The sequence below is a fragment of the Allotabrizicola aquatica (SeqCode) genome, assembly GCF_965194375.1.
Lineage (GTDB): Bacteria > Pseudomonadota > Alphaproteobacteria > Rhodobacterales > Rhodobacteraceae > Tabrizicola_A > Tabrizicola_A aquatica.
Map to the genome: position 1 here is coordinate 379,491 of NZ_CBDAEL010000001.1, position 19,642 is coordinate 399,132.

Below are 19,642 nucleotides of genomic sequence, written 5' to 3' on the forward strand. Positions count from 1 at the left end.
CGACCGCCAATGCGCCCCCGGTGCTTCCCCTTGGCCAGACTTTGCGCTAATCCGGGCGCTAAGCTGCGAATGACCGACCTAAAGGGCCCTGTGCGATGAAATTCACCTTGTCTTGGCTGAAAGATCACCTTGAGACGACAGCGTCTTTGGACGAGATCCTCTATGCGCTGACCGATCTTGGGCTTGAGGTCGAAGAGGTGGTGAATCCGGTGGCGAAACTGGCCCCTTTCACCATCGCCAAGGTTCTGGAGGCCACGCAGCACCCCGACGCCGACCGGTTGCGCGTCTGCCGCGTGATGACGGATGAGGGCGAAAAGCAGATCGTCTGCGGAGCACCCAATGCGCGGGCCGGGATCACCGTGGTTCTGTGCAAGCCGGGCGATTATGTGCCGGGCATTGATGTGACCTTGGGCGTTGGCAAGATTCGCGGCGTGGAAAGCCACGGGATGATGGCCTCCGAGCGTGAATTGGAGCTGTCGGACGAGCACAACGGCATTATCGAACTTGCCTCGGGTGAGGTGGGCGAAAAGTTCACCGATTGGCTGGCCGCGAACCGTCCTGCGGTTTGTGACCCAGTGATCGAAGTAAAGATCACCCCGAACCGCCCCGACGCCTTGGGCGTCCGGGGGATCGCGCGCGATCTGGCGGCGCGGGGGCTGGGTGTGTTGAAGCCTTTGGCCGTGCCGAGCATCAAGGGCGGCTTTGCCAGCCCGGTGTCGGTGCAGATTGAGGCCGAACTGAAAGCCAAGGGCTGCCCGCATTTCGCAGGCCGAACCATTCGCGGCGTGAAGAACGGCCCCTCACCCGATTGGCTGCAAGCGCGGCTCAAGGCGATTGGGCTGCGCCCGATCTCGACCTTGGTCGATATCACCAACTATTTCACCTTTGGCCTGAACCGCCCCTTGCACGTCTTTGACGTGGCCAAGGTGCAGGGCGGGGCCTTGCGGGTGCATGCTGCGGCGGGTGGCGAGGCGTTTCTGGCGCTGGATGGCAAGACCTATACCTTTCGGCCTGGGATGATGGCGATTTCGGATGCGGCGGGCGTCGAAAGCCTGGCCGGGATCATGGGCGGCGAACATTCGGGCTGCACCGAGGAGACCACCGAGGTGTTCTTGGAAAGCGCGTTTTGGGATCCGATCACCATTGCCGCCACGGGCCGGGCGCTGAAGATCAACTCGGACGCGCGCTATCGCTTTGAGCGCGGGGTTGATCCAGCGTTCTCGTTGCCGGGGCTGGATCTGGCGACGCAGATGATCTTGGATCTGTGCGGCGGCGAGGCTTCGGATCTCGCGGTTGATGGGGCCGCACCCGATACTTCGCGCGCCTATAAGCTGAACCCGGCGCGGGTGATCAGCCTTGTCGGCATGGACATCTCCGAGGCCGAACAGCGCCAGACGCTGACGGCGCTGGGGTTCACGCTGAACGGCAATATGGCCACCCCGCCTTCGTGGCGGCCCGATGTACTGGGCGAGGCGGATCTGGTGGAAGAGGTGGCGCGTGTGGCCAGCTTGACCAAGCTGGAAGGCAAGCCCTTGCGCCGCATGGTGCCGGGCGTGCCGCGCCCGATCCTGACGCCGTTGCAGGTGCGCGAACGCACCGCGCGGCGCACGATTGCGGCGCTCGGGTATAATGAATGCGTCACCTACAGCTTCATCGATGAGGCAGCGGCCAAGCTCTTTGGCGGCGGCACCGATGCGGTGCGGGTGGACAACCCGATTTCGTCCGAGATGAGCCATCTGCGCCCGGACCTTCTGCCGGGCCTTTTGCGGGCTGCGGCGCGCAATCAGGCGCGCGGGTTCATGGACCTTGCGCTGGCCGAGATCGGCCCCGCCTTCCACGGCGGTGAGCCGGGCGAGCAGCATTTGCAAGCGGCAGGCCTGTTGGTCGGCGCCTCTGCCGCGCGGGACCCGCACGGCTCGCGTCGCCCGGTGGATGTGTTTGACGTCAAGGCTGATGTCGAGGCGGTGCTGGCCGCCCTCGGCGCGCCCGCCCGCGTGCAGATCAGCCGCAAGCTGGCCGCCTGGTTCCATCCGGGTCGGTCGGGGGCGATTGGTCTGGGGCCGAATGTGATGGCCAGCTTTGGCGAGGTTCACCCCAAGGTGCTGGCCGAGATGGGCGTCAAAGGCCCGGCCATGGCCTTTACCGTTCTGGTCGCCAATGTGCCCTATCCCAAGGTGAAAACCCCGACCCGCCCTGCGCTGGCGATTTCCGATCTGCAGGCGGTGGACCGCGATTTCGCCTTTGTTGTCGACAAGGGGGTTGACGTGCTGACCGCCGTCAACGCGGCTCAGGGGGCTGACAAGGCGCTGATCGAAAGCGTGCGGGTGTTTGACCAGTTCACCGGCGAGAAGGCCGAGGCGCAGATGGGGGCGGGCAAAAAATCCATCGCGCTGACGGTGCGGCTGCAACCGGTGGACAAGACGCTGACCGAAGCCGAGATCGAGGCGGTTTCGGCCAAGATTATCGAAAAGGTCGCCAAGGCCACCGGCGGGGCCTTGCGCGGTTAACGCCGCGTCGACCTCGTCGCGCGCAACGTCACGTTTGCCTTTCCATGGGGCAGGCTTAGGCTGGTCCCATGGAGTTTGACTATATCATCTGTGGTGGTGGGTCGGCCGGATGCGTGCTGGCCGCGCGACTGACCGAAGACCCCGCCGTGACGGTCTGCCTGATCGAGGCCGGCGGCATGGGCCGCGATATCTTCATCCGCGCGCCTGCCCTTGTGGCGGCGATGGTGTCGGGCCGCCCGCCCATCCACAACTGGGCCTTGCAGACCACGCCACAACCGGGCCTGAACGGGCGGCGGGGCTTTCAGCCAAGGGGCAAGGCGCTGGGGGGCTCCTCGGCCATCAACGCCATGCTTTATGTGCGCGGCCATCCGTCGGATTATGACGGCTGGGCGGATCTGGGGGCTGAGGGGTGGGATTGGGCCTCGGTACTGCCCTATTTCCTGAAATCCGAAGGCAACGCCCGCCCCGGCCCGCTGCATGGGGCGGACGGCCCCTTGCAGGTGGGCGATCAGCGCTTCCCCCGCCCGATCAGCCGCGCCTTTGTGCAGGCGATGGGCAATGTGCAGGTGCCGGAAAACCCCGATTTCAACGGCCCGACGCAGGAAGGTGCCGGGCTTTATCAGGTCACGCAGTTCCATTCCGGCCCAAGGAAAGGCGAGCGTTGCTCGGCTGCCGCCGCCCATCTGCACCCCGCGCTGACCCGCCCAAACCTCACGGTCCTGACCCGCACGCGGGCCGAGAAGATCACCTTCGACGGCAAACGTGCCACGGGCGTGATCGTGAAGCGCGGCCTGGCCCGGCGCGCCCTGACGGCCCGACATGAGGTGATCGTGGCCCAAGGCACCTTTGGCTCGCCTCAGCTTTTGATGCTTTCGGGCATTGGCCCGGCGGATCACTTACGCCAACATGGGCTGCCGGTGATCCATGATTTGCCGGGTGTGGGCCAGAACCTGCAAGACCATCTCGACTATACGATCAGCCACCACTCCTTGCGCCGTGACACCGTGGGGCTGAACCCGCGCGGGCTGATGCGGCTGGCCAAGGCGGGCCTGCACTGGCGCAAAACCGGCGAGGGGCTCTTTGCCTCGCCCATGGCCGAGGGCGGGGCCTTCTTCCGCTCCACCCCCGATCAGCCGCGCCCCGATTTGCAAATTCATTTTGTGGTGGGCATTGTCGACCAACACATGCGCCACCTGCATCTGGCCGACGGCTTTTCCGCCCATGTCTGCGTGCTGCGGCCCAAGTCGCGGGGCACTGTCGCGCTGCACTCGGCCAACCCCGGCGATGCGCCCTTGATCGATCCGGCCTTCCTCAGCCACCCCGAGGACCTAGCCGTTCTCATGCAAGGCGCGCGGATCACCGAGGCGATGCTCGAAAGCCCCGCCCTTGCCCCTTGGAAAGGCAAACGGCTTTACCCGCATGACGGCTCGGACACAGGGCTTGAGGCGGCGATCCGTGCCCATGCTGACACGATCTATCATCCGGTTGGCACCTGCCGCATGGGGCAAGACGCGCTGGCGGTGACCGATCCCAGCTTGCGCGTCCATGGCCTGCAAGGCCTGCGCGTGGTGGATGCCAGCGTCATGCCGGCGCTCATCGGTGGCAACACCAACGCCCCCACACTCATGATCGCCGAAAAAGCCGCAGACCTGATCCGCAATCGCTGACCCGGTCTTTCATCTTGGCCCAAATACTCCCCGCGGAGCGTCCGACGGCGCCGCCAGCGCAACGCTGAATGACGGCGCTTGGGGAAAATTCTTCTGTCAAGAATTTTCCACCCCGCAGCAGGGCTATTTCCTGGCGCGCCCGCGGTTAAACCAGGCCTTGATCCGGCCGACAAATCCGGTCGCCTTGGCCTCGACCCCGTCCCATGTCTCGCCCATTTCGGCGGCCACGGGTTCCACCGAGCGTTCCCAGAACTGCGCCCAGATCCGGCGGATCATGAAGATCGCAAAGAGCAAAAATGCGATGACGACGATCGACACATAGGGGATCACCCGTTCATCGGGGCTCTCTGCCTCACGCACCGAGACGGCGTTGGGATAGATCGACAGGATCGGCAGGCGCCAGCCGTAATGGGTGACCATCACCCATTTCGGGGATGCGGCATCAGATTTCAAATTGCCCGCCTCGGCCTGCAGGTTGGAACTGTCGTATTTGAAATAGGGCGGCCAGATCCAGCCGGTGTCTTCGTTGCGGTACACCATCACATCGCCATCGGGATAGGCCGCTTCGATAAACCGGATGTCGCGGGTGGTACCGCTTTCGGCGGTACCGGTATCGGGCGAGGCATAGGCCCATGCGTTCTCAGAGCCGATGGTGGTGAGCCGGTTGTAGGTGCCGGTGATCTTGACGATGTCATGCTGCGGCAACGTGTAATGCAGGAACCCCAGCGCCAGAAGCCCCGCCACAATCCGCAAGGTCCATTTCGTTTTGGTCCACATGGCGACCCCCTTTACTGATGGTTCACGGCATAGGCCGTTGCCAAAACGACCGCCATGGGAATGATATAGACCAAGACGATCAGCTTGCGCCGTAGGCTGTGGCGATATGCGTTAAGCCCTGCCTTGATATAGGCATCGCGCTCTGAACTTTCAGCCCCCAGGTTGTCTGGGTCGCTGTCCCAGTCTTTTTCCAGCTTTTCGCGCCTGACGGAGCGGGAATAGATCGAGACGATGACATAAACCACGCTCAACAGAACAAAGGCCAGAACCGCCGCGCGCAGCAACCCGATCATCGCCGTCCTCCTGCCGCGCCCCAAGGTCCAACATCGCGCGACGGGCGGGGCGTGGGCCGGTCGTGGCTGTCCATGGCGGGTTCAGGGCCAAACAGCGCCTCGCGCGCGCCTTGGGCATCCACCTTGTATTCGCGTTCCAGAAAATCAACCACCCAGTGCCGCTTGCGGTCAGACCAGCGGGCATAATGGGCGTAGAACAGCTCCTTATGGGTGATGAACATCTGGCGCACGTCCATCGGGGCCAGCTCGGACAAGAGCATATTCACCAGATCGCGGTTTTTGCCGGGGCTGGCGCGAAGCGTGTAGAAATAGCAGGCGTGTTCCGAGGTGATGCGCGGCCATGGCCCGGCCCCTTCAACCCAGCGCAAAAGCGCGGCCAGCCCCAGAAACTCATCAGGCAGCGCATCGCCCAAGCGATAGGCGATCTTGCGCAGTTCGGTGCGGCGCGCGTCGCCAATGTCGATCTTCAGGGTTTCGGCCGCCTCAACCAGAATGAAATCCATCTTCTGGCGCAAGATGCCGGCGGCATCCAAGCCGCGCGCCTGTACGATGGGCTCCACCAGGCCATTGCGGTCCAGCCATTCGGCAATCTGGTTGCGCCGGGTGATGTCCATCACCGGGGAAATCGGCAAGGTCCCAAGGGTGTCGCGCGGCTGGGTGCTGATGACACCGGGCGCGCGCAGGTCTTGAAAGATGTAAAGCCCGCCGAAATGGCTCGTCCAGAAGTTTGGCTGTGAGAAGGTCATGGCGGGCAAAGCCACCGGCACCCTCGTGATATCGCCGGTTTTGCGCGCAAGCTGGATCATCTCGGCGATCAGCGCCTCATCGCGCCAGCCGTCGGGTTCGGCGCGAAAGCGGGTGATAAGGTCGGCGAGCTTTTCGGCATCGGCGACATGGCCGCCGATGGTGTCGGCCTCGACCGTGACCTGTTTCATCTCAAGCAGGCACGCGGCGGTGGAGACCTCATAGACCGAGCCTTGCAACTCCCCACAGACCGCATCGCGGGCGGTGAGGGCGAACAACTGCGCCTCATTGGCCTCGATGAACTGCTGGAGGATGCCGCGCGCGGTGGAGAATTTCATGTTGAGCAGCGGCGCGGTCTTTTGGCTCGTGGTTAGCAAGATGAACTGCCGGTTCGCCCCGCTGGGGTTAAGATAGCCCGGATCGTTGAACTCGTCCCCGATCTCGGGGGAATAGCCCGACAGGTCGATGTGGAAATCGGTGAGTTGGGTGGTCTTGCCCGTCAGATGCTTCAGCGCGCGGTTGTACCGCTCGATCAGGGCCGGGGAGGAGACCTCGATCAGGTTGCCGAACATGAGGCCAGCGGAGATGAGGCGGTTCATGGGGTGGCTCCTTTGGCAAAGGCCCCGCACCCCATCCCTCCCCACGAGGGGGAGAGGGCCGCGTTGGGCGTCGGGCGGGCGATATGGCATGAGACTCCTCCCCTCCCCCTTGTGGGGAGGGGCTGGGGGTGGGGGGCTGCGCGATTTGCCATTAAGAAACTCTCTGTCATTCCAAACCACCTTCCAAGGCATCAAGCACCAGCTGCATGACACCTTCAAGGTTGCCATCCACATCGCTGTTCCAGACCCGCAAGACTGTGAAGCCTTGACCCTGAAACCACGCATCCCACCCTGTGTCTTCGGCGCCGCCGTGCTGACCGCCATCAACTTCGATCACCAACCGCCGCCCAAAATCCACGAAATCCGCATTGAAGCGGCCAACTGGCGCCTGCCTGCGGAAATGAAGCCCAAGGCGATGGTTCAGGTCGCGCAACTGCATCCAGACTTTGCGCTCCTGCGGTGGCATCTCGGTCCGCAGGCGGCGGGCGTTTGCGCGGGTTTGGGGGGCGATATCAGTCATTTAGCGATGGCCCCCCACCCCCAGCCCCTCCCCACGAGGGGGAGGGGAGGTGCGCGGTGAATGAGGTTGTGCGCTTGGTCCAAAGGGGCCCCCTCCCCCTTGTGGGGAGGGATGGGGTGGGGGCTCTGGGCATGCTCACCCCTTCCCCTCCAAATACCGCCGTTTCGCCTCTTCCTGCCGACCAAACTCCCGCACCATGCCTTCAATCGCCACCTCGTCCGACTTGTCGGAATAGCGGAACTCACTGTCCGCGTAGCGGTTGATCTCCTGCACCACCATCTCAACCGTGATCGGTTGCATCAAGCCCCGGATCATCGCCAGTTTGTCGTCGTAGGGTTTGAAGAGGAACAGATCGGGGTTCTCCATCCAGATGTCAGGCAGGTCGAAATCCATCGCCCGCACCTTGACTGCATCGGTGATGTTCTTGATCGCGCGGCCCGTGAACCGGGGGTCGGCCTCTTGGATGGCCTTCAGGTAAGCCCCCAGTTTGGCAATCGTGTCCAAGGGGCCAATCTGACCCGCCACCCGGTCCCAGACCGTGACCAGCCCCGGCTCATGTGGGCGGGCGTGGCCTTCAAAGCTGGCTGCGACGGCCTTTTTGATCTCTTGGGCGGCAAAAAGATCATGCGCGCCAAGGGGGATTTGGTGGTTCTTGCCCAGAAGGAGCGACAGGATATCGACGTAATCCTCGCGCGTTTGCGGGCCATCGACCAAAAACCGCGCCCCGGCGCGTTGGCGCAGCGCATCGTCGACATTCTCGGGGAAGTTCGAAAACATCCCAAAGGTGCAATTGCCGCGCACCACGGTGCCCGCCCCGGCAAAGGCCTGCATAAAAACCGCCGTCACCTCTTGCTGGCCCGCGCTGGATTGGCGGTCGCCGCGCTTGCCGGCCACTTGGTCAATGTCGTCAATGGTGCCAAAGCCGATGACCGTGGGGTCAAGCACAGTGTCGATAAACGCCTTGGCGTTCTGGCCGGATTTGCCCTGATAGCTGTCGATCTGGTCGATGGAAAAGTTCTGATAGCGGAACGGGTAGCCTGCGACCTTGCAATAGTCATTCAGCATTCCGGCCATCATCTGGATGAGGGTCGTCTTACCCGTGCCGGGTTTGCCATCGCCCATGAAGGTGAAGATAAAGCCGCCCAGTTCGGCAAAGGGGTTGAGGCGGCGGTCAAAGTCATAGGCCATCAGCATCTTGGCCAAGCGCATGGATTGGTATTTGGCAATGTGATTGCCTACCACCTCATGCGGTTTCTTGAACTGCATGGTGATCGCACCGCCCTTGGTCGCGCGGGCGGGTTTGAAGCCGTTGATCGCCAGGCCGTCTGCCTCGACCTTCCACGCTGAGCCGGTAAATGCCGCCGTGCCGCCTGCGGTCTGGGCGCGCAAGCTGACCTTGGCCATCAGCGCTTCGGCAAAGGCGGCGAGGGTGGCCACAAGCCGGGTTTCATCGGTCGCAAAGAGGGCGATGTCCTGATCCAACTCCCACAGGGCGCCTTGCAGGGCGAGCGGGGCGTTGTCGGTCAAAACCTCCTCCACCTCGCCGATCTCGACGGTGGTGGAGCCCAGATGCGGGGCAAGGAGAAAGGCGGTGGCATTGGCAAAGGTGTAAAGCACTGCCAAAGCCTCGCCGGCCAGAAGATCGGTGAACTCGGCCCGACGCGCTTCGGGCAGGCGGCCCTCGAGATTGGCCTTCTTCAGCTCGGCCAGACCCGATTGGGCTGCAAAGGCCTCGTCAAGGGCCAAGGCAATCGCCACCCCGCGCCGCAGCGCATGAAGGGCGCTGGCCTGCAATGGCGACAAGAGCCCGTCGCCCAAGGCCTCGACCCGCTCATAAAGCCGCACCCCGCCCGGCCGCGCCGTGGACCGCGCCGCCATGCCGGGGATGGTCGAGCGAAACCGTGGCCGCGCGCCGATGCCGGGCGAGCGTTCTTCGGTAGCCACTGGGGCCAAAGCCTTGGCCAGCCGCGGCGCATGGTCAAAGCCTGAAATCAGGCTAAGCGCTGCCTCGTACTGCGCCTTGATCGCTTCTTCCCGCAGTTCCATTGTGTCGCGCGTGGTCATCTCTCATTCTCCAAAACCTATGTCTTTTGCCCAGCCTTCGCCTCCGGCGGGAGTATTTGGGGCAAGATGAAACGGCGGATTTTCATCTTGGCAGAAATACTCCGGGGGACCGGGGGCTGGCCCCCGGGGCTTGGCCCAATCACACGGCCGGGATGATGCGCCCGCCTGCGCCGACGACGAATTTGCGATAAGGGCGCAGGCCGGGGGCGTTGACCTCGACCAGCGCTTGAAACACCTGTTCGGGCAGGATCACCATGCGTTCGGTAGCGCTGGTGCCGGTGTCGATGCCGTGGAGCGGATCGAGCTTCCAGATCTGGCGGTTGGCGGTGGAGAACCAGCCGTCTTTCACCTCTTCCTCGCGGTCTGACACCAGATCTTCGACCGTCCAGACCAGCGCCCAGTCAAGCCCATCGGGCGCTTGGGCGGCCTTGAGCACATCCGAGATCGGCCCTGATTGCAGGGTGAAGTCATGGCTGTGCATCGGCCCCAGCGTGATGCGGCGCAGGCGTTTGGGGTGGATTGCTTCGAAATCCTTGTCAAAGCCTTGGGCCATGGTCAGCAGTTTCAGCCCGCCCAAGGATTGCGCCATCAGGCCCTGTTGCACCAAGGGCCAGCGCCGGTCATCGGTGGGCAAGGGGGTGCGGCCGGAATCCTGAACGTCGAACAGATAGACCACGGGCAGATTGGTCTGGGCATCCCAGACCGCCCAGTGAATGAGGATGTGGCGCCGCGCGCCGACATCGGCGATGAACTGCGCCTGCGGGTCATTGCGGGCCCAGAAGAGGCCCCCGGCGGCCAGCGCTTCGTAGTAAAGTCGCTGCGAAAGCGCGAATTGCAGCGCGGTTGGCGTGGTCAGGTCACTGACGATCTGGCGCACCATGCGGTCTTTCAACTCGGCCTCGGAGGCCATCCCGGCCAGATGCTTGGCGACCTGTGCGGCATCAAGCGCCATGGTCATCAGTTCCTGCGCTACCGGAAAGCCGGAGTCGTGGCGGTCAAAGGTCAGGCGCGGGGCGGTGTCGCTGCGCCCGGTCATGAGGTATTTGTGGCTGAGGGCTGCGAAGGTTGTATTCAGCCCAGCCAGATACCGGCCAAGGATCCGCGCTTCGGTGCGGGTCAGCTTGCCCTCGGCCTCAACCTCGCCCGCCACGCGGCCCAGATGTCCGGTGATCCGGTCAAACTTGGCAAAGTAGCGCCGGGCGATGGCGGTGTCGTAAAGCTGGGCATGGTCTGAGACCAGCGCCTCTTTGAGGTCGGCCACGGCTTAACCCCCGTAGGCGTTCTTGTCGTGTTTCTCGACGATCTTGGCAAAGCGGCGGGCAAAGCGTTCGTCCGCCTCGGCTTTTTGCTCCAAGATCTGGCGGGCAAAGACCATATGACCTTCGTGTGCCTCAAGCATGCCGGCCATTTTGTCGTTGGTGGCAGCCCCGATCGCGGCCATTGCGGCCTGCGCCTCTTGGTCGGTTTTCACGCCGATTTCATTGATGCGGTGGGCCACATCTTGTTGCTGGGCGGTCTTGAGGCTGGAGGTCAGCGCGTCATAAAGCACCACGCGCTGTTTGGTGTCGGTTTGCAATTTGTTGATCAGCACCAATTGCGTGGCGGCCTGATTGGTCAGGCTGTCCACCCAGGTTTTGCCCTTTTCGATATAGCGTTCCAGCGTCTGGCTTTTGGCCAATTGCACCTGTTCGTCCTGCACCAGTGCGTTGTAACGTGCGTTCAACTCGGCCAGATCGGTTTCGAGTTTGGTGCGGGCAGCCGCGTCTTGTTCGACGGAAATCTTGTTTTCAAGCTCGATGATCTTGGGGTCCATCGCGGTGATCTCGGCGCGCGTGGCCTCCAACGCTGTCACTGCGCCTTCGCGCTGGGACAGCGTGTCGCCAAGGTTCACTTCCACCCGCGATTTTTGGGTGTTGAGCAGGTCCAACTGGCCTTGCAAGAGGCGCACGATCACGTCGGATTTGGCGATCAGGTCTTGCAGCTTGTCGTCAATCGAGGCGGTGCGGAGCCGTTCTTGCCGCATCGATTCCGATTTGGCGGAGGAGAAGATGCCGACAAAGCTTTCCATGCCCGTCTTGGAGCGCATCTCATCGAAGTCTTTGGAAAAGCCCGCTGTGACGTCATCCAGCCCCATGATCAACTCGGCGATGTTGGCGTTCATCACCTCGGTGTGCTTGTTCACATCGTCGAGCGTGGCGTTTTCCACATCAATCGACAGGCCCTGATCGAGCTTGGTGCGGGCCGTTTCAATCTGGGCGGTTACGGCGGAAATCTTGGCCTGCGCCTCGGCAACCTGTTTCTGGCTTTCCTGAATCTGCGCGTCGAAATCGGCCATCTTGCTCTCCGTGTGACTGGGTCCAGAGGCTGATGTAATGATCTTTCACATCAATACATCCCCGTCTGGCGGGGAAACTGAAAAAATTGGGTGTGGGCCCAAAGGCTGGACCTGAATGAATGGGTTATCCTTGCCCAAACCGGGCGCGGTCGCAATGTCGTTGTGGGGCCGGGCGGGCGTTAGACCGGGATATTGTCGATCAGCCGCACGCCATCGAGCCATGCCGCGGCCAGCATGCGGCGGGGGCGGCGCACGTCGTCGGATGGCATCAGCGTTTCGGCGTCGCGCAGTTCGATGTATTCCACCCGTTCAAACCCCGCCGCGCGGACCTTTTCGGCGGCCTCGCGAATGGCCATGCGGTCGGATTGCCCGGCCCGGATGTCATCGGCGGCGGCGGTGATGGCGGTGTAAAGCACATGCGCAACCGCGCGGCCCTGATCCGTCAGCCGCACATTGCGCGAGGACATGGCCAGACCGTCCGCCTCGCGGATGGTTTCGCAGCCGACCACGGTGACGGGCAGGTTCAGATCGCGCACCAGCCGCAGAACGACCTGCAACTGTTGCCAGTCTTTCTGCCCGAAATAGCCGCGATGGGCTTCGGTCATGCCGAAAAGCTTGGTCACCACGGTGGCCACGCCGTCAAAATGCCCCGGTCGCATCCGCCCCTCAAGCGGTTCAGAGACACCGCCCACGGAAACGGTGGTCATATAGCCGTCGGGGTAAACCTCCTCGGGTGAGGGGATAAAGACCGCATCGACGCCGACGCTGTTCAAAAGCGCCACGTCCGCCTCTTCGGTGCGGGGGTATTTCTTCAGGTCCTCGGGGTTGGTGAACTGTTTGGGGTTCACAAAGATCGTGGTGATGACGCGGTGGCATTCCACCTTGCCGCGCCGGGCGAGGGAGAGGTGACCGTCATGCAAGGCCCCCATGGTGGGGACCACGCCCACGATCTCGCCTGCTGCGCGCCATGCGCGCACGAGGGTGCGCAGCTCGGCCACCGTACGGATCACTTTGGTCAAGATGTCGGGCCTTTCGCGGGCAGCACGTCGGGGAAGCCGTGTTCATCGGCCGGGAAGGCGCGGGCGCGAACTTCGGCGGCATAGGCAGCGATGGCCTCATCTGCGGTGTGGCCCAGTTCGGCGTAGCGTTTGACGAATTTCGGGCGGAATTCGGTGAAGAGGCCGAGCATGTCGTCGATCACCAGAACCTGCCCGTCACAATCTGCCCCAGCCCCGATGCCGATGGTGGGGATGTCCAGCGCCTTGGTGATGCGCCCTGCAAGGCCCATCGGGACCTTTTCCAAGACCACCGAGAACGCCCCGGCGGCCTGCACGGCCAGCGCGTCTTGCATCACGCGGTCAGCCTCATCGTCGCGGCCCACGACCTTGTAGCCGCCAAGGGTGTTCACCGCCTGCGGCGTCAGACCGATATGGGCCATCACCGGCACGCCGCGTTTGGTGAGAAAAGCGATGGTCTCGGCCATATGCGCGCCACCTTCCAGCTTGACCGCAGGCGCCCCGGTTTCGGCCATCAGTCGGGCGGCGTTCCGGTAGGCTTGCGCGGGGCCTTCCTCATAGCTGCCAAAGGGCATGTCGATGACCACCATCGCCTTTTGGCACCCCCGCACAACCGAGCGGCCGTGAAGGATCATCATCTCCATCGTGACGCCAAGGGTGGAGGGCATCCCGTGCAGGACCATGCCAAGGGAATCGCCCACCAGCGCGATGTCGCAATGCGCATCAACCAGCCGGGCCATCGGGGTGGTGTAGGCGGTCAGAACGACAAGGGGCGTGCTGCCCTTGCGGGCGCGGATGTCGGGCGGCAGCACGGGGCGGAGGGGGGAGGTGGCGCTCATCGTCGGCTCCGGGCCTTTTGGAGATTCTGCCTGCTATTCAGGCACAGCCGCGCGGGGTTCGCAACATAATTGCGCTGCAACGCGGCGAAAGCCGGTGCTTGACCTGCGCCGCCGCAACAGCCTTTCTGTGCCAAACAGCCAGTGGAGGGATCATGCTGCTTGTGGAAGGTATCAGTCAGGACGGGATCACGCCCGAGGTCACGCGCCCCGATCCGGGAAAGGTTGTGTCGGGCGATCCGGTGCATTCGACCTGGTCGCGGGAGGACCGGGACGGGCTTTACTGCGGCATGTGGCAGACCACGCCGGGCAAGTGGCGGATCAGTTATGCCGAGTGGGAATACATCTATATCCACTCCGGCCATTCCATCCTGACCGACCAGCATGGCACGGTGACCCATCTGAAGGCGGGTGATCGGTTCATTATCCGCCCTGGGTTTGACGGGACATGGGACTGTGTGGAAACCACGCTGAAGGATTATGTGATCGTTGAGTGACGGGGGGATTTGCCCCGTCGCGCCGTGAAAGAACAAGGCCCGGAGCATGCTCCGGGCCTTTGTCTTGATGGGGCTGTCCAAGAGAGGACTTAGCCTTCGGCCTCTTCCAAGGCCGGGCAATCCTTTTCTGCGATGCCCTTGCGCTTACAGTCGGCCAAACGCTTTTTCTCGGCCCGCTCTGCCGCCTTGGCGGCTTTTTCGGCCTCGAGGGCGGCCAGCGCTTCGGCTTTGGCTTTTTCCTTGGCGGCAAGCGCCTCGGCTTTGGCTTTCTCTTTGGCGGCCAGAGCTTCGGCTTTTGCCTTTTCTTTGGCCGCTTTTTCGTCGGCCTTGGCGCGTTCTTCGGGGGTCATCGCGGCATAACGGGCCTTTTCCTCGGCCTCTTTTGCTGCAGCTTCAGCCGCGGCCTTGGCCTCGGCGGCCTCCTGCTCGGCGCGCGCGATAATGTCCAATTCCTTTTGGGCAATCGATTCGGGCGTCTCAGGCACGGCAAGGCCCCAAGCGTCATCCATATGGGCCCCTTCAAGCTCAAGGCTTTCGGCCTGCGAGCGCACCTTTACGCGGGCGCCCATTTTGACTTGGTCATAAAGGTGAATGGCGTCTTGGTTGTACAGACGGATGCAGCCTGCGCTGGTGGCATGGCCGATGGTGGCGTTTTGAATGGTGCCGTGGATGCGGAACATGGTGTCGCGACCGTCGCGATACAGATACATCGCCCGCGCGCCCAAGGGGTTGTCCAGCCCGCCCTTCATGCCGCCAGCAAATTCGGCGTACAGATCAGGCCGGGTGCTGACCATGTTCGCGGTGGGCTGCCACGCGGGCCATTCTTCCTTGCGCGAGATCACGCCCGAACCCCGGAACGAAAGGCCCTCACGCCCCACGGCGATCGCATAGCGCATCGCACGGCCATTTTCCTGCACATGGTAGAGTTTGCGCGCGAAGGTATCGACCACGATGGTGCCCGGCTTTTCCGAGCCGTTGTACGCAACCTCAGTCCGTTCACGCCCGCCCGTCAGATGCCGCGCTTCGACCGCCTCGATCATGAACCCGCCGTCTTCAACCGCCTCATAGCCGGGGACGACCTGTGGGGTCGCAGTTTCGACAGAGGGGGAGGTGGCGCAGGCCGACAGGCCAAGAACAGCGCCAAGCGCCAAAAAACGAAGAATCGGGGTCATACTACATCTCGGGAAAGGGCAACTCGGGCACAAAAGCCGCCCCCTGCGCCTTGCGTCAAGGGGTTGAGCGCGGTTGCAAAAAGAAAAGCCGGGGGCGTTGCGGCGATGGCGAGGGGTTTGTCGCCTTGCAACCGCCGCGCGCAGTGGGGCAGGCGCGCATGATGTGGGTCTTGGTGTTTGGTGTCATGTCGTGGGCCGGATATGGTGGGATCCTCTTGTTTCAGAGCAAGTTGCGGTTTGGGTGGTAAAGGAAAAGGGCCGGGAGGTTCCCCCCGGCCCTCGTAGGTTTGCTCGGTCGTTCGCTGCTGAAAACGCTCCACTGGAGCGTTTTCCCGCTGGCCGCTAGGCCAGCGGCGCTGCCTGCCTGCCCTCGCAGGTTTGCTCGGGCGTTCGCCCCTCAAAACGCTCCACTGGAGCGTTTTGACCCCGGCCAAGGCCGGGGTCGGGTCTCACCCTACAATATTGAACTCAGGCCCGTAGGGATACTTGGTGATATCCTCGTTGCCGTCCTCGGTGATGACCAGAATGTCATGCTCGCGGTAGCCGCCCGCACCCGGCTGACCTTCGGGGATGGTCAGCATCGGTTCCATCGAGATCACCATGCCCGGCTCCAGCACCGTGTCGATGTCCTCACGCAGTTCCAGACCGGCTTCGCGGCCGTAGTAATGCGACAGGATCCCGAAGGAGTGGCCATAGCCGAAGGTGCGGTACTGCAACACCTGATGCTCTTCGAAGAAGGTGTTCAGCTTGTGGGTCACCTCGGCGCAAGAGACGCCGGGCTTGAGCAAGCTCATCCCATATTCATGGGCGGCGACGTTGATGTCCCAGATGCGGCGCGAGGCGGCGTCGCATTCCTTGACGAACATCGTGCGTTCCAAGGCGGTGTAATAGCCCGAGATCATCGGGAAGGTGTTCAGCGACAGTATATCACCGCGCTGCAACTTGCGGGCGGTGACCGGGTTGTGCGCGCCATCGGTGTTGATGCCCGACTGGAACCACACCCAAGTGTCGCGGTATTCTGCATCGGGGAAACGCTTGGCGATTTCGAGTTCCATCGCGTCACGGCCTGCCATGGCGATGTCGATCTCGCGCGCGCCTTCCTTCACCGCCTCGCGGATGGCAAAGCCGCCCACGTCGGCCACGTTGGCACCGTGGCGGATCAGCTCGATTTCAGCGGCGGATTTGTGCATGCGCTGCTGCATGACGGCGACCGAGATATCGACGCCCTTTTTCGGCTTAAGGAAGGCGTTCAGCTTTTCGGACTGCACCAGCGTCAAGTGATCCGCCTCGCAGCCGATGACTTTGTTTTCACCCGTGACCGACAGAACCGCGCGCCAGTAGTTGTCGCGCTGCCAGTCGGTGTAGGTGATGCTGTCGCCGTGGCTGCGGCGCCACGGCTGGGCGGCGTCGATGCCCGCTGAAATGGTCACGCATTCGGTGCGGGTGACCACAAGGCCGTAGGGGCGGCCAAAGGAGCAGTAGAGAAAGCCCGAGTAATAGGCGATCGAGTGCATCGAGGTGAAAACGCAGGCGTCAACGCCATGCACTTCCATGATCTCGCGCAGGCCCGCGATGCGGGCGTCATATTCGGATGTGGCAAAGGGCAGAACCCGGTCGCCTTGGTGGAAACGGTATTGTTGCGGACGTTCCGTCATAACAGACCTCATCAAAGGGGTCTGGATCGCATCGTCCAAGACCCCGAAAGGTCCCGGCGTACAGGACTGTGGCAAGCCATGCTTGCAAGCAGCGGGGGGTGCCCCTGGGACGACGCCATCGCCCCGGCTCGGGCGAGAAGATAGCGAAGGGGGGCGTGGCTGTCTATGGGGTCGTCTGGTGGGTCGTCTGGTGGGTCCCCTGGGGGCTTGGCGTGGCGCGGGCGGGGTTGGGCCCCGCCCGCAGCGCAGTGTCGGATCAGTCCGAATGGCCGTGGCCCGCGCGGCCGATCATCAGCGTGCCATCAAAGCTATCAAAGCGCTGGATGGCCTCGGTCCCCAAGGGGTCTTCGGCAGCGCGTGCGGCGACCAGCAGGGTTTCGGCATCCGCCGGTGTCAGCCCAAGGCCTTGCAGCGTGGCGGGCAGCATCAGCCCGGCACCCGAGCAAAGCTCAACAAACCAGCCCTCGGCGTCCTTGCGCAGAAAGGCCCGACCGCCGCGCCCGTCTTGCGACCAACTGGCGATGGCCACATCGCCTTGCACGGTGATCGGTGCCACGGTCAGCGGGGATTCGGGGGTGTCGAACTGCGCCTTCAACAGCGCTTCGATGTCGGTGGGGTCATCGCCCGTCATGGCAGGCGCAGCAGCACCATGCCCGTCGCAATGACCGTGGCCGTCACCATGCCCTTCGGCGCTGGCGGTTTCCGTGCTGGCCTCGGCGCCCATCGCGGAATGGTCCATGGTGGAATGATCGACCCCACCCGGCGGATCGATGGCAAATTCCATCTCAACCCGGCCTGCCTTTTCAAAGATCAAGACGCCCGGCACCATCTGGCCTTCGGTCAGCTCTTGGGTCAGGCCCATCAACATGATGTGATAGCCGCCGGACTCTAGCACCACCGTGTCATTGGCGGGAATGTCGATGCCCTCGACATGGGTCATGCTGGCCACGCCGTCGGCATTGACCTCTGTCTTGTGCAGCATGGCGCTTTGGGCAACCGGGGTTTCCACGCCGATCAGGCGGTCGGCCTCATCACCAGCGTTGGAAATGCCCATATACCCCGCCGCCGCCATGGCGGAGCTGGCAGGTTGGGGAATGTTGGGATGGATGATTTCAAGATCGCCCACGGTAACGCCATGGGCGTGCACCGGATGCGCCAGAAGCAGAGCGGCCATAAGGCCTAGAAAATGGGTCATTTGCGGTCCTTTGGTGGAAAGGTGCGCGCGCCATGGGGCGGCACCTGGTTGGATCAGGTTTTCACAGGTGAAACGAGATCACGCCAAAGGGGGGGCACGCAGGCCGCGCGCGGGGTCAAGCACCGCACGCACGGCGCGGCTTTCGCGCGGGGCGACGACTTGGGCAACAAAGGCCAGATCGGCGTTGCGCAGGGTCAGGGTGGTGGTGGGTAGATCGGCGCCGCCCGCAATCTGGCAGGCCGGGCAATCGCCGTGATCGGGGAGCCCGTCGCCATCAAGATCGCCGCAGAGATCGGCGATGTCGCCGCCCGCCAAGGCATAGGCGGCCAGCGCTGCATCATCAGTGCTGGGCATACGATGCGCAAAGCCCGTTGCCACAAGGGCCACGGTCAGCGCGGCCACAAGAACCAGCCGCTGCAGAGAAAGAACCGCATAACGCATCATGACGGTTAGATGCCCCAAGTTCTGCTGGGCGACAACTGTTTTTCGCGCGCCACTCAGGGCGGCTTGTCGCAGGGGGTGGGATAGGGAAAGATTGGTGCAGCGATGAAGGGCAACGATCATGACGGCAATGAAACTGCGGATCCTGTTTGACGGGGCGATGATGGGCCCCGGCAAGGCCGAGCTTTTGGCACGGATCCGCGAGACCGGGTCTATCGCGGCGGCGGGGCGGCAGATGGAGATGAGCTACAAGCGCGCATGGTCCTTGGTCGAGGAAATGAACGCGGCCTTTGCTGATCCTTTGGTCGCCCGCGTGCGGGGCGGGCAGGGTGGCGGTGGCGCGCAACTGACCGAGGCGGGGGGCGAAGTGCTGGCGCTCTATCATGAGGCGCTGCGATTGGCGGAGGCCGCAGCCGCCGCCCCCATCGCCGCACTTGAGGCGCGGCTGCGTGATCGCGCGCCGTCCGATATGGTTGCAGAAAAATAACGCTTGCCGTTTGTAGGCCTGCCTGCTTGATATGTTTCAAAAAACATATCGGAGCCCTCCATGCCCCGCCGCCTTGCCCTTGCCACGCTGATCGCCGCCACCTTGGCGGCCCCTCTGCGTGCCGAGGAGGTTGTGGTCTTTGCCGCCGCCTCTTTGAAAACCGCGCTGGATGAGGTTGCCGCCGAGTTTGAGGCCAGCACTGGCCACAGCGTGACGATCAGCTATGCCGGGTCAAACCAGCTTGCCAAACAGATCATCGAAGGCGCGCCTGCGGATATCTTCCTGTCGGCGGCGGTGAATTGGATGGATGCGGTCGATCAGGCCGGGCTTGTGGTGCCGGGACAGCGGCGTGACCTTCTGGGCAATGATCTGGTGCTGATCGCGCATGGCACGGATGCAAGCCCGGTCGAGATTGGGCCAGAGCTTGATCTGGTGGCACTTTTGGACGGCGGGATGCTGTCGATGGCCATGGTCGATGCCGTGCCCGCAGGCCAATATGGCAAGCAATCGCTGGAGGCGCTGGGCCTTTGGGCCGTGGCGGAACCGCTGGTGGCGCAATCTGAAAACGTGCGGGCGGCCCTTGCGCTGGTGGCGACGGGTGAGGCGCCTTATGGCATTGTCTACGCCTCGGATGCGGTGGCGGGTGACAATGTGACGGTGGTGGGCCAATTCCCCGAGACAAGCCATGCGCCGATCACCTACCCCGCTGCTCTCTTGACCGGGGCGGCCGACGCCGCCGACCGCGCCTTTTTCGATGCCTTGTCGGCGGATGCGGCAGATGCCAAGTTCGCCGCACAGGGTTTCAAGATCCTACACTGACCTGAACCGGACGCGCGC

18 protein-coding genes are annotated in these 19,642 nt (G+C 63.2%); 5 read left to right on the forward strand and 13 right to left on the reverse strand.

The window, feature by feature from the left end:
- Positions 1–95 precede the first annotated feature (95 nt).
- Together pheT and AC72UB_RS01840 are read left to right on the forward strand one after the other, a co-directional pair.
- A complete protein-coding gene (gene pheT / locus AC72UB_RS01835; protein ID WP_505188253.1) occupies positions 96–2,507 on the forward strand; it encodes a phenylalanine--tRNA ligase subunit beta in 2,412 nt (803 codons plus the stop codon).
- A gap of 68 nt (positions 2,508–2,575) precedes the next feature.
- Positions 2,576–4,174 (forward strand): GMC family oxidoreductase, encoded by a 1,599-nt coding sequence (locus AC72UB_RS01840; protein ID WP_505188254.1) that lies wholly within the window; start codon positions 2,576–2,578, stop codon positions 4,172–4,174.
- A 123-nt stretch (positions 4,175–4,297) separates the two neighbouring features.
- Here AC72UB_RS01840 and AC72UB_RS01845 read toward each other — a convergent pair whose 3' ends face one another.
- From AC72UB_RS01845 to panB, 9 genes are all read right to left on the reverse strand, one after another.
- Positions 4,298–4,951 carry a DUF1523 family protein gene (locus AC72UB_RS01845; RefSeq protein WP_505188255.1) on the reverse strand — a complete coding sequence of 218 codons (654 nt, stop codon included), beginning with the start codon at positions 4,949–4,951 and terminating at the stop codon, positions 4,298–4,300.
- Positions 4,952–4,962: 11 nt separating this feature from the next.
- Positions 4,963–5,244: a hypothetical protein gene (locus AC72UB_RS01850; protein ID WP_505188256.1), complete on the reverse strand. Its 282-nt coding sequence runs from the start codon at positions 5,242–5,244 to the stop codon at positions 4,963–4,965.
- Positions 5,241–6,587, reverse strand: coding sequence for a DUF6638 family protein (locus tag AC72UB_RS01855; protein WP_505188257.1), 1,347 nt, complete (start codon positions 6,585–6,587; stop codon positions 5,241–5,243). Before AC72UB_RS01855 ends, AC72UB_RS01850 begins: the two co-directional genes overlap by 4 nt.
- A gap of 166 nt (positions 6,588–6,753) precedes the next feature.
- On the reverse strand, positions 6,754–7,107 hold the full coding sequence (locus AC72UB_RS01860; RefSeq protein ID WP_505188258.1) for an endonuclease domain-containing protein: 354 nt from the start codon (positions 7,105–7,107) through the stop codon (positions 6,754–6,756).
- Positions 7,108–7,242: 135 nt separating this feature from the next.
- Positions 7,243–9,171, reverse strand: coding sequence for an AAA family ATPase (locus AC72UB_RS01865; protein ID WP_505188259.1), 1,929 nt, complete (start codon positions 9,169–9,171; stop codon positions 7,243–7,245).
- Between the two features lie 139 nt (positions 9,172–9,310).
- Positions 9,311–10,432, reverse strand: coding sequence for a hypothetical protein (locus AC72UB_RS01870; RefSeq protein WP_505188260.1), 1,122 nt, complete (start codon positions 10,430–10,432; stop codon positions 9,311–9,313).
- Between the two features lie 3 nt (positions 10,433–10,435).
- On the reverse strand, positions 10,436–11,506 hold the full coding sequence (locus AC72UB_RS01875) for a hypothetical protein (protein ID WP_505188261.1): 1,071 nt from the start codon (positions 11,504–11,506) through the stop codon (positions 10,436–10,438).
- Positions 11,507–11,685: 179 nt separating this feature from the next.
- Positions 11,686–12,525, reverse strand: coding sequence for a pantoate--beta-alanine ligase (gene panC, locus AC72UB_RS01880; RefSeq protein ID WP_505188262.1), 840 nt, complete (start codon positions 12,523–12,525; stop codon positions 11,686–11,688).
- On the reverse strand, positions 12,522–13,361 hold the full coding sequence (gene panB / locus AC72UB_RS01885; protein ID WP_463288824.1) for a 3-methyl-2-oxobutanoate hydroxymethyltransferase: 840 nt from the start codon (positions 13,359–13,361) through the stop codon (positions 12,522–12,524). Before panB ends, panC begins: the two co-directional genes overlap by 4 nt.
- A 152-nt stretch (positions 13,362–13,513) precedes the next feature.
- Between panB and AC72UB_RS01890 the strand changes: the two genes are divergently transcribed.
- A complete protein-coding gene (locus tag AC72UB_RS01890) occupies positions 13,514–13,855 on the forward strand; it encodes a cupin domain-containing protein (protein ID WP_505188263.1) in 342 nt (113 codons plus the stop codon).
- 89 nt (positions 13,856–13,944) lie between these two features.
- Here AC72UB_RS01890 and AC72UB_RS01895 read toward each other — a convergent pair whose 3' ends face one another.
- The 4 genes from AC72UB_RS01895 to AC72UB_RS01910 all read right to left on the reverse strand — a co-directional run bounded on the left by AC72UB_RS01895 (position 13,945) and on the right by AC72UB_RS01910 (position 18,318).
- Complete coding sequence (locus AC72UB_RS01895; protein WP_505188264.1) at positions 13,945–15,027, reverse strand: L,D-transpeptidase; 1,083 nt, start codon at positions 15,025–15,027, stop codon at positions 13,945–13,947.
- A 449-nt stretch (positions 15,028–15,476) separates the two neighbouring features.
- The gene (locus tag AC72UB_RS01900; protein WP_505188265.1) at positions 15,477–16,682 is read right to left on the reverse strand and encodes an aminopeptidase P family protein; all 1,206 of its coding nucleotides are present in this window, start codon (positions 16,680–16,682) and stop codon (positions 15,477–15,479) included.
- 256 nt (positions 16,683–16,938) lie between these two features.
- The gene (locus tag AC72UB_RS01905; protein WP_505188266.1) at positions 16,939–17,877 is read right to left on the reverse strand and encodes a copper uptake system-associated protein; all 939 of its coding nucleotides are present in this window, start codon (positions 17,875–17,877) and stop codon (positions 16,939–16,941) included.
- A 78-nt stretch (positions 17,878–17,955) separates the two neighbouring features.
- A complete protein-coding gene (locus AC72UB_RS01910; RefSeq protein WP_505188267.1) occupies positions 17,956–18,318 on the reverse strand; it encodes a hypothetical protein in 363 nt (120 codons plus the stop codon).
- 121 nt (positions 18,319–18,439) lie between these two features.
- Here AC72UB_RS01910 and AC72UB_RS01915 point away from each other — a divergent pair, with 121 nt between their 5' ends.
- A complete protein-coding gene (locus tag AC72UB_RS01915) occupies positions 18,440–18,805 on the forward strand; it encodes a winged helix-turn-helix domain-containing protein (protein WP_505188268.1) in 366 nt (121 codons plus the stop codon).
- 60 nt (positions 18,806–18,865) lie between these two features.
- Positions 18,866–19,624 (forward strand): molybdate ABC transporter substrate-binding protein, encoded by a 759-nt coding sequence (gene modA, locus AC72UB_RS01920; protein WP_505188269.1) that lies wholly within the window; start codon positions 18,866–18,868, stop codon positions 19,622–19,624.
- The last annotated feature ends 18 nt before the right edge of the window (positions 19,625–19,642 follow it).

Coding starts and splice junctions, on each gene's coding strand:
- pheT (WP_505188253.1), top strand. CDS start 96: ATGAAATTCACCTTGTCTTGGCTGAAAGATCACCTTGAGACGACAGCG.
- AC72UB_RS01840 (WP_505188254.1), top strand. CDS start 2,576: ATGGAGTTTGACTATATCATCTGTGGTGGTGGGTCGGCCGGATGCGTG.
- AC72UB_RS01845 (WP_505188255.1), bottom strand. CDS start 4,951: ATGTGGACCAAAACGAAATGGACCTTGCGGATTGTGGCGGGGCTTCTG.
- AC72UB_RS01850 (WP_505188256.1), bottom strand. CDS start 5,244: ATGATCGGGTTGCTGCGCGCGGCGGTTCTGGCCTTTGTTCTGTTGAGC.
- AC72UB_RS01855 (WP_505188257.1), bottom strand. CDS start 6,587: ATGAACCGCCTCATCTCCGCTGGCCTCATGTTCGGCAACCTGATCGAG.
- AC72UB_RS01860 (WP_505188258.1), bottom strand. CDS start 7,107: ATGACTGATATCGCCCCCCAAACCCGCGCAAACGCCCGCCGCCTGCGG.
- AC72UB_RS01865 (WP_505188259.1), bottom strand. CDS start 9,171: ATGACCACGCGCGACACAATGGAACTGCGGGAAGAAGCGATCAAGGCG.
- AC72UB_RS01875 (WP_505188261.1), bottom strand. CDS start 11,506: ATGGCCGATTTCGACGCGCAGATTCAGGAAAGCCAGAAACAGGTTGCC.
- panB (WP_463288824.1), bottom strand. CDS start 13,361: ATGAGCGCCACCTCCCCCCTCCGCCCCGTGCTGCCGCCCGACATCCGC.
- AC72UB_RS01890 (WP_505188263.1), top strand. CDS start 13,514: ATGCTGCTTGTGGAAGGTATCAGTCAGGACGGGATCACGCCCGAGGTC.
- AC72UB_RS01895 (WP_505188264.1), bottom strand. CDS start 15,027: ATGACCCCGATTCTTCGTTTTTTGGCGCTTGGCGCTGTTCTTGGCCTG.
- AC72UB_RS01900 (WP_505188265.1), bottom strand. CDS start 16,682: ATGACGGAACGTCCGCAACAATACCGTTTCCACCAAGGCGACCGGGTT.
- AC72UB_RS01905 (WP_505188266.1), bottom strand. CDS start 17,877: ATGACCCATTTTCTAGGCCTTATGGCCGCTCTGCTTCTGGCGCATCCG.
- AC72UB_RS01910 (WP_505188267.1), bottom strand. CDS start 18,318: ATGCGTTATGCGGTTCTTTCTCTGCAGCGGCTGGTTCTTGTGGCCGCG.
- AC72UB_RS01915 (WP_505188268.1), top strand. CDS start 18,440: ATGACGGCAATGAAACTGCGGATCCTGTTTGACGGGGCGATGATGGGC.
- modA (WP_505188269.1), top strand. CDS start 18,866: ATGCCCCGCCGCCTTGCCCTTGCCACGCTGATCGCCGCCACCTTGGCG.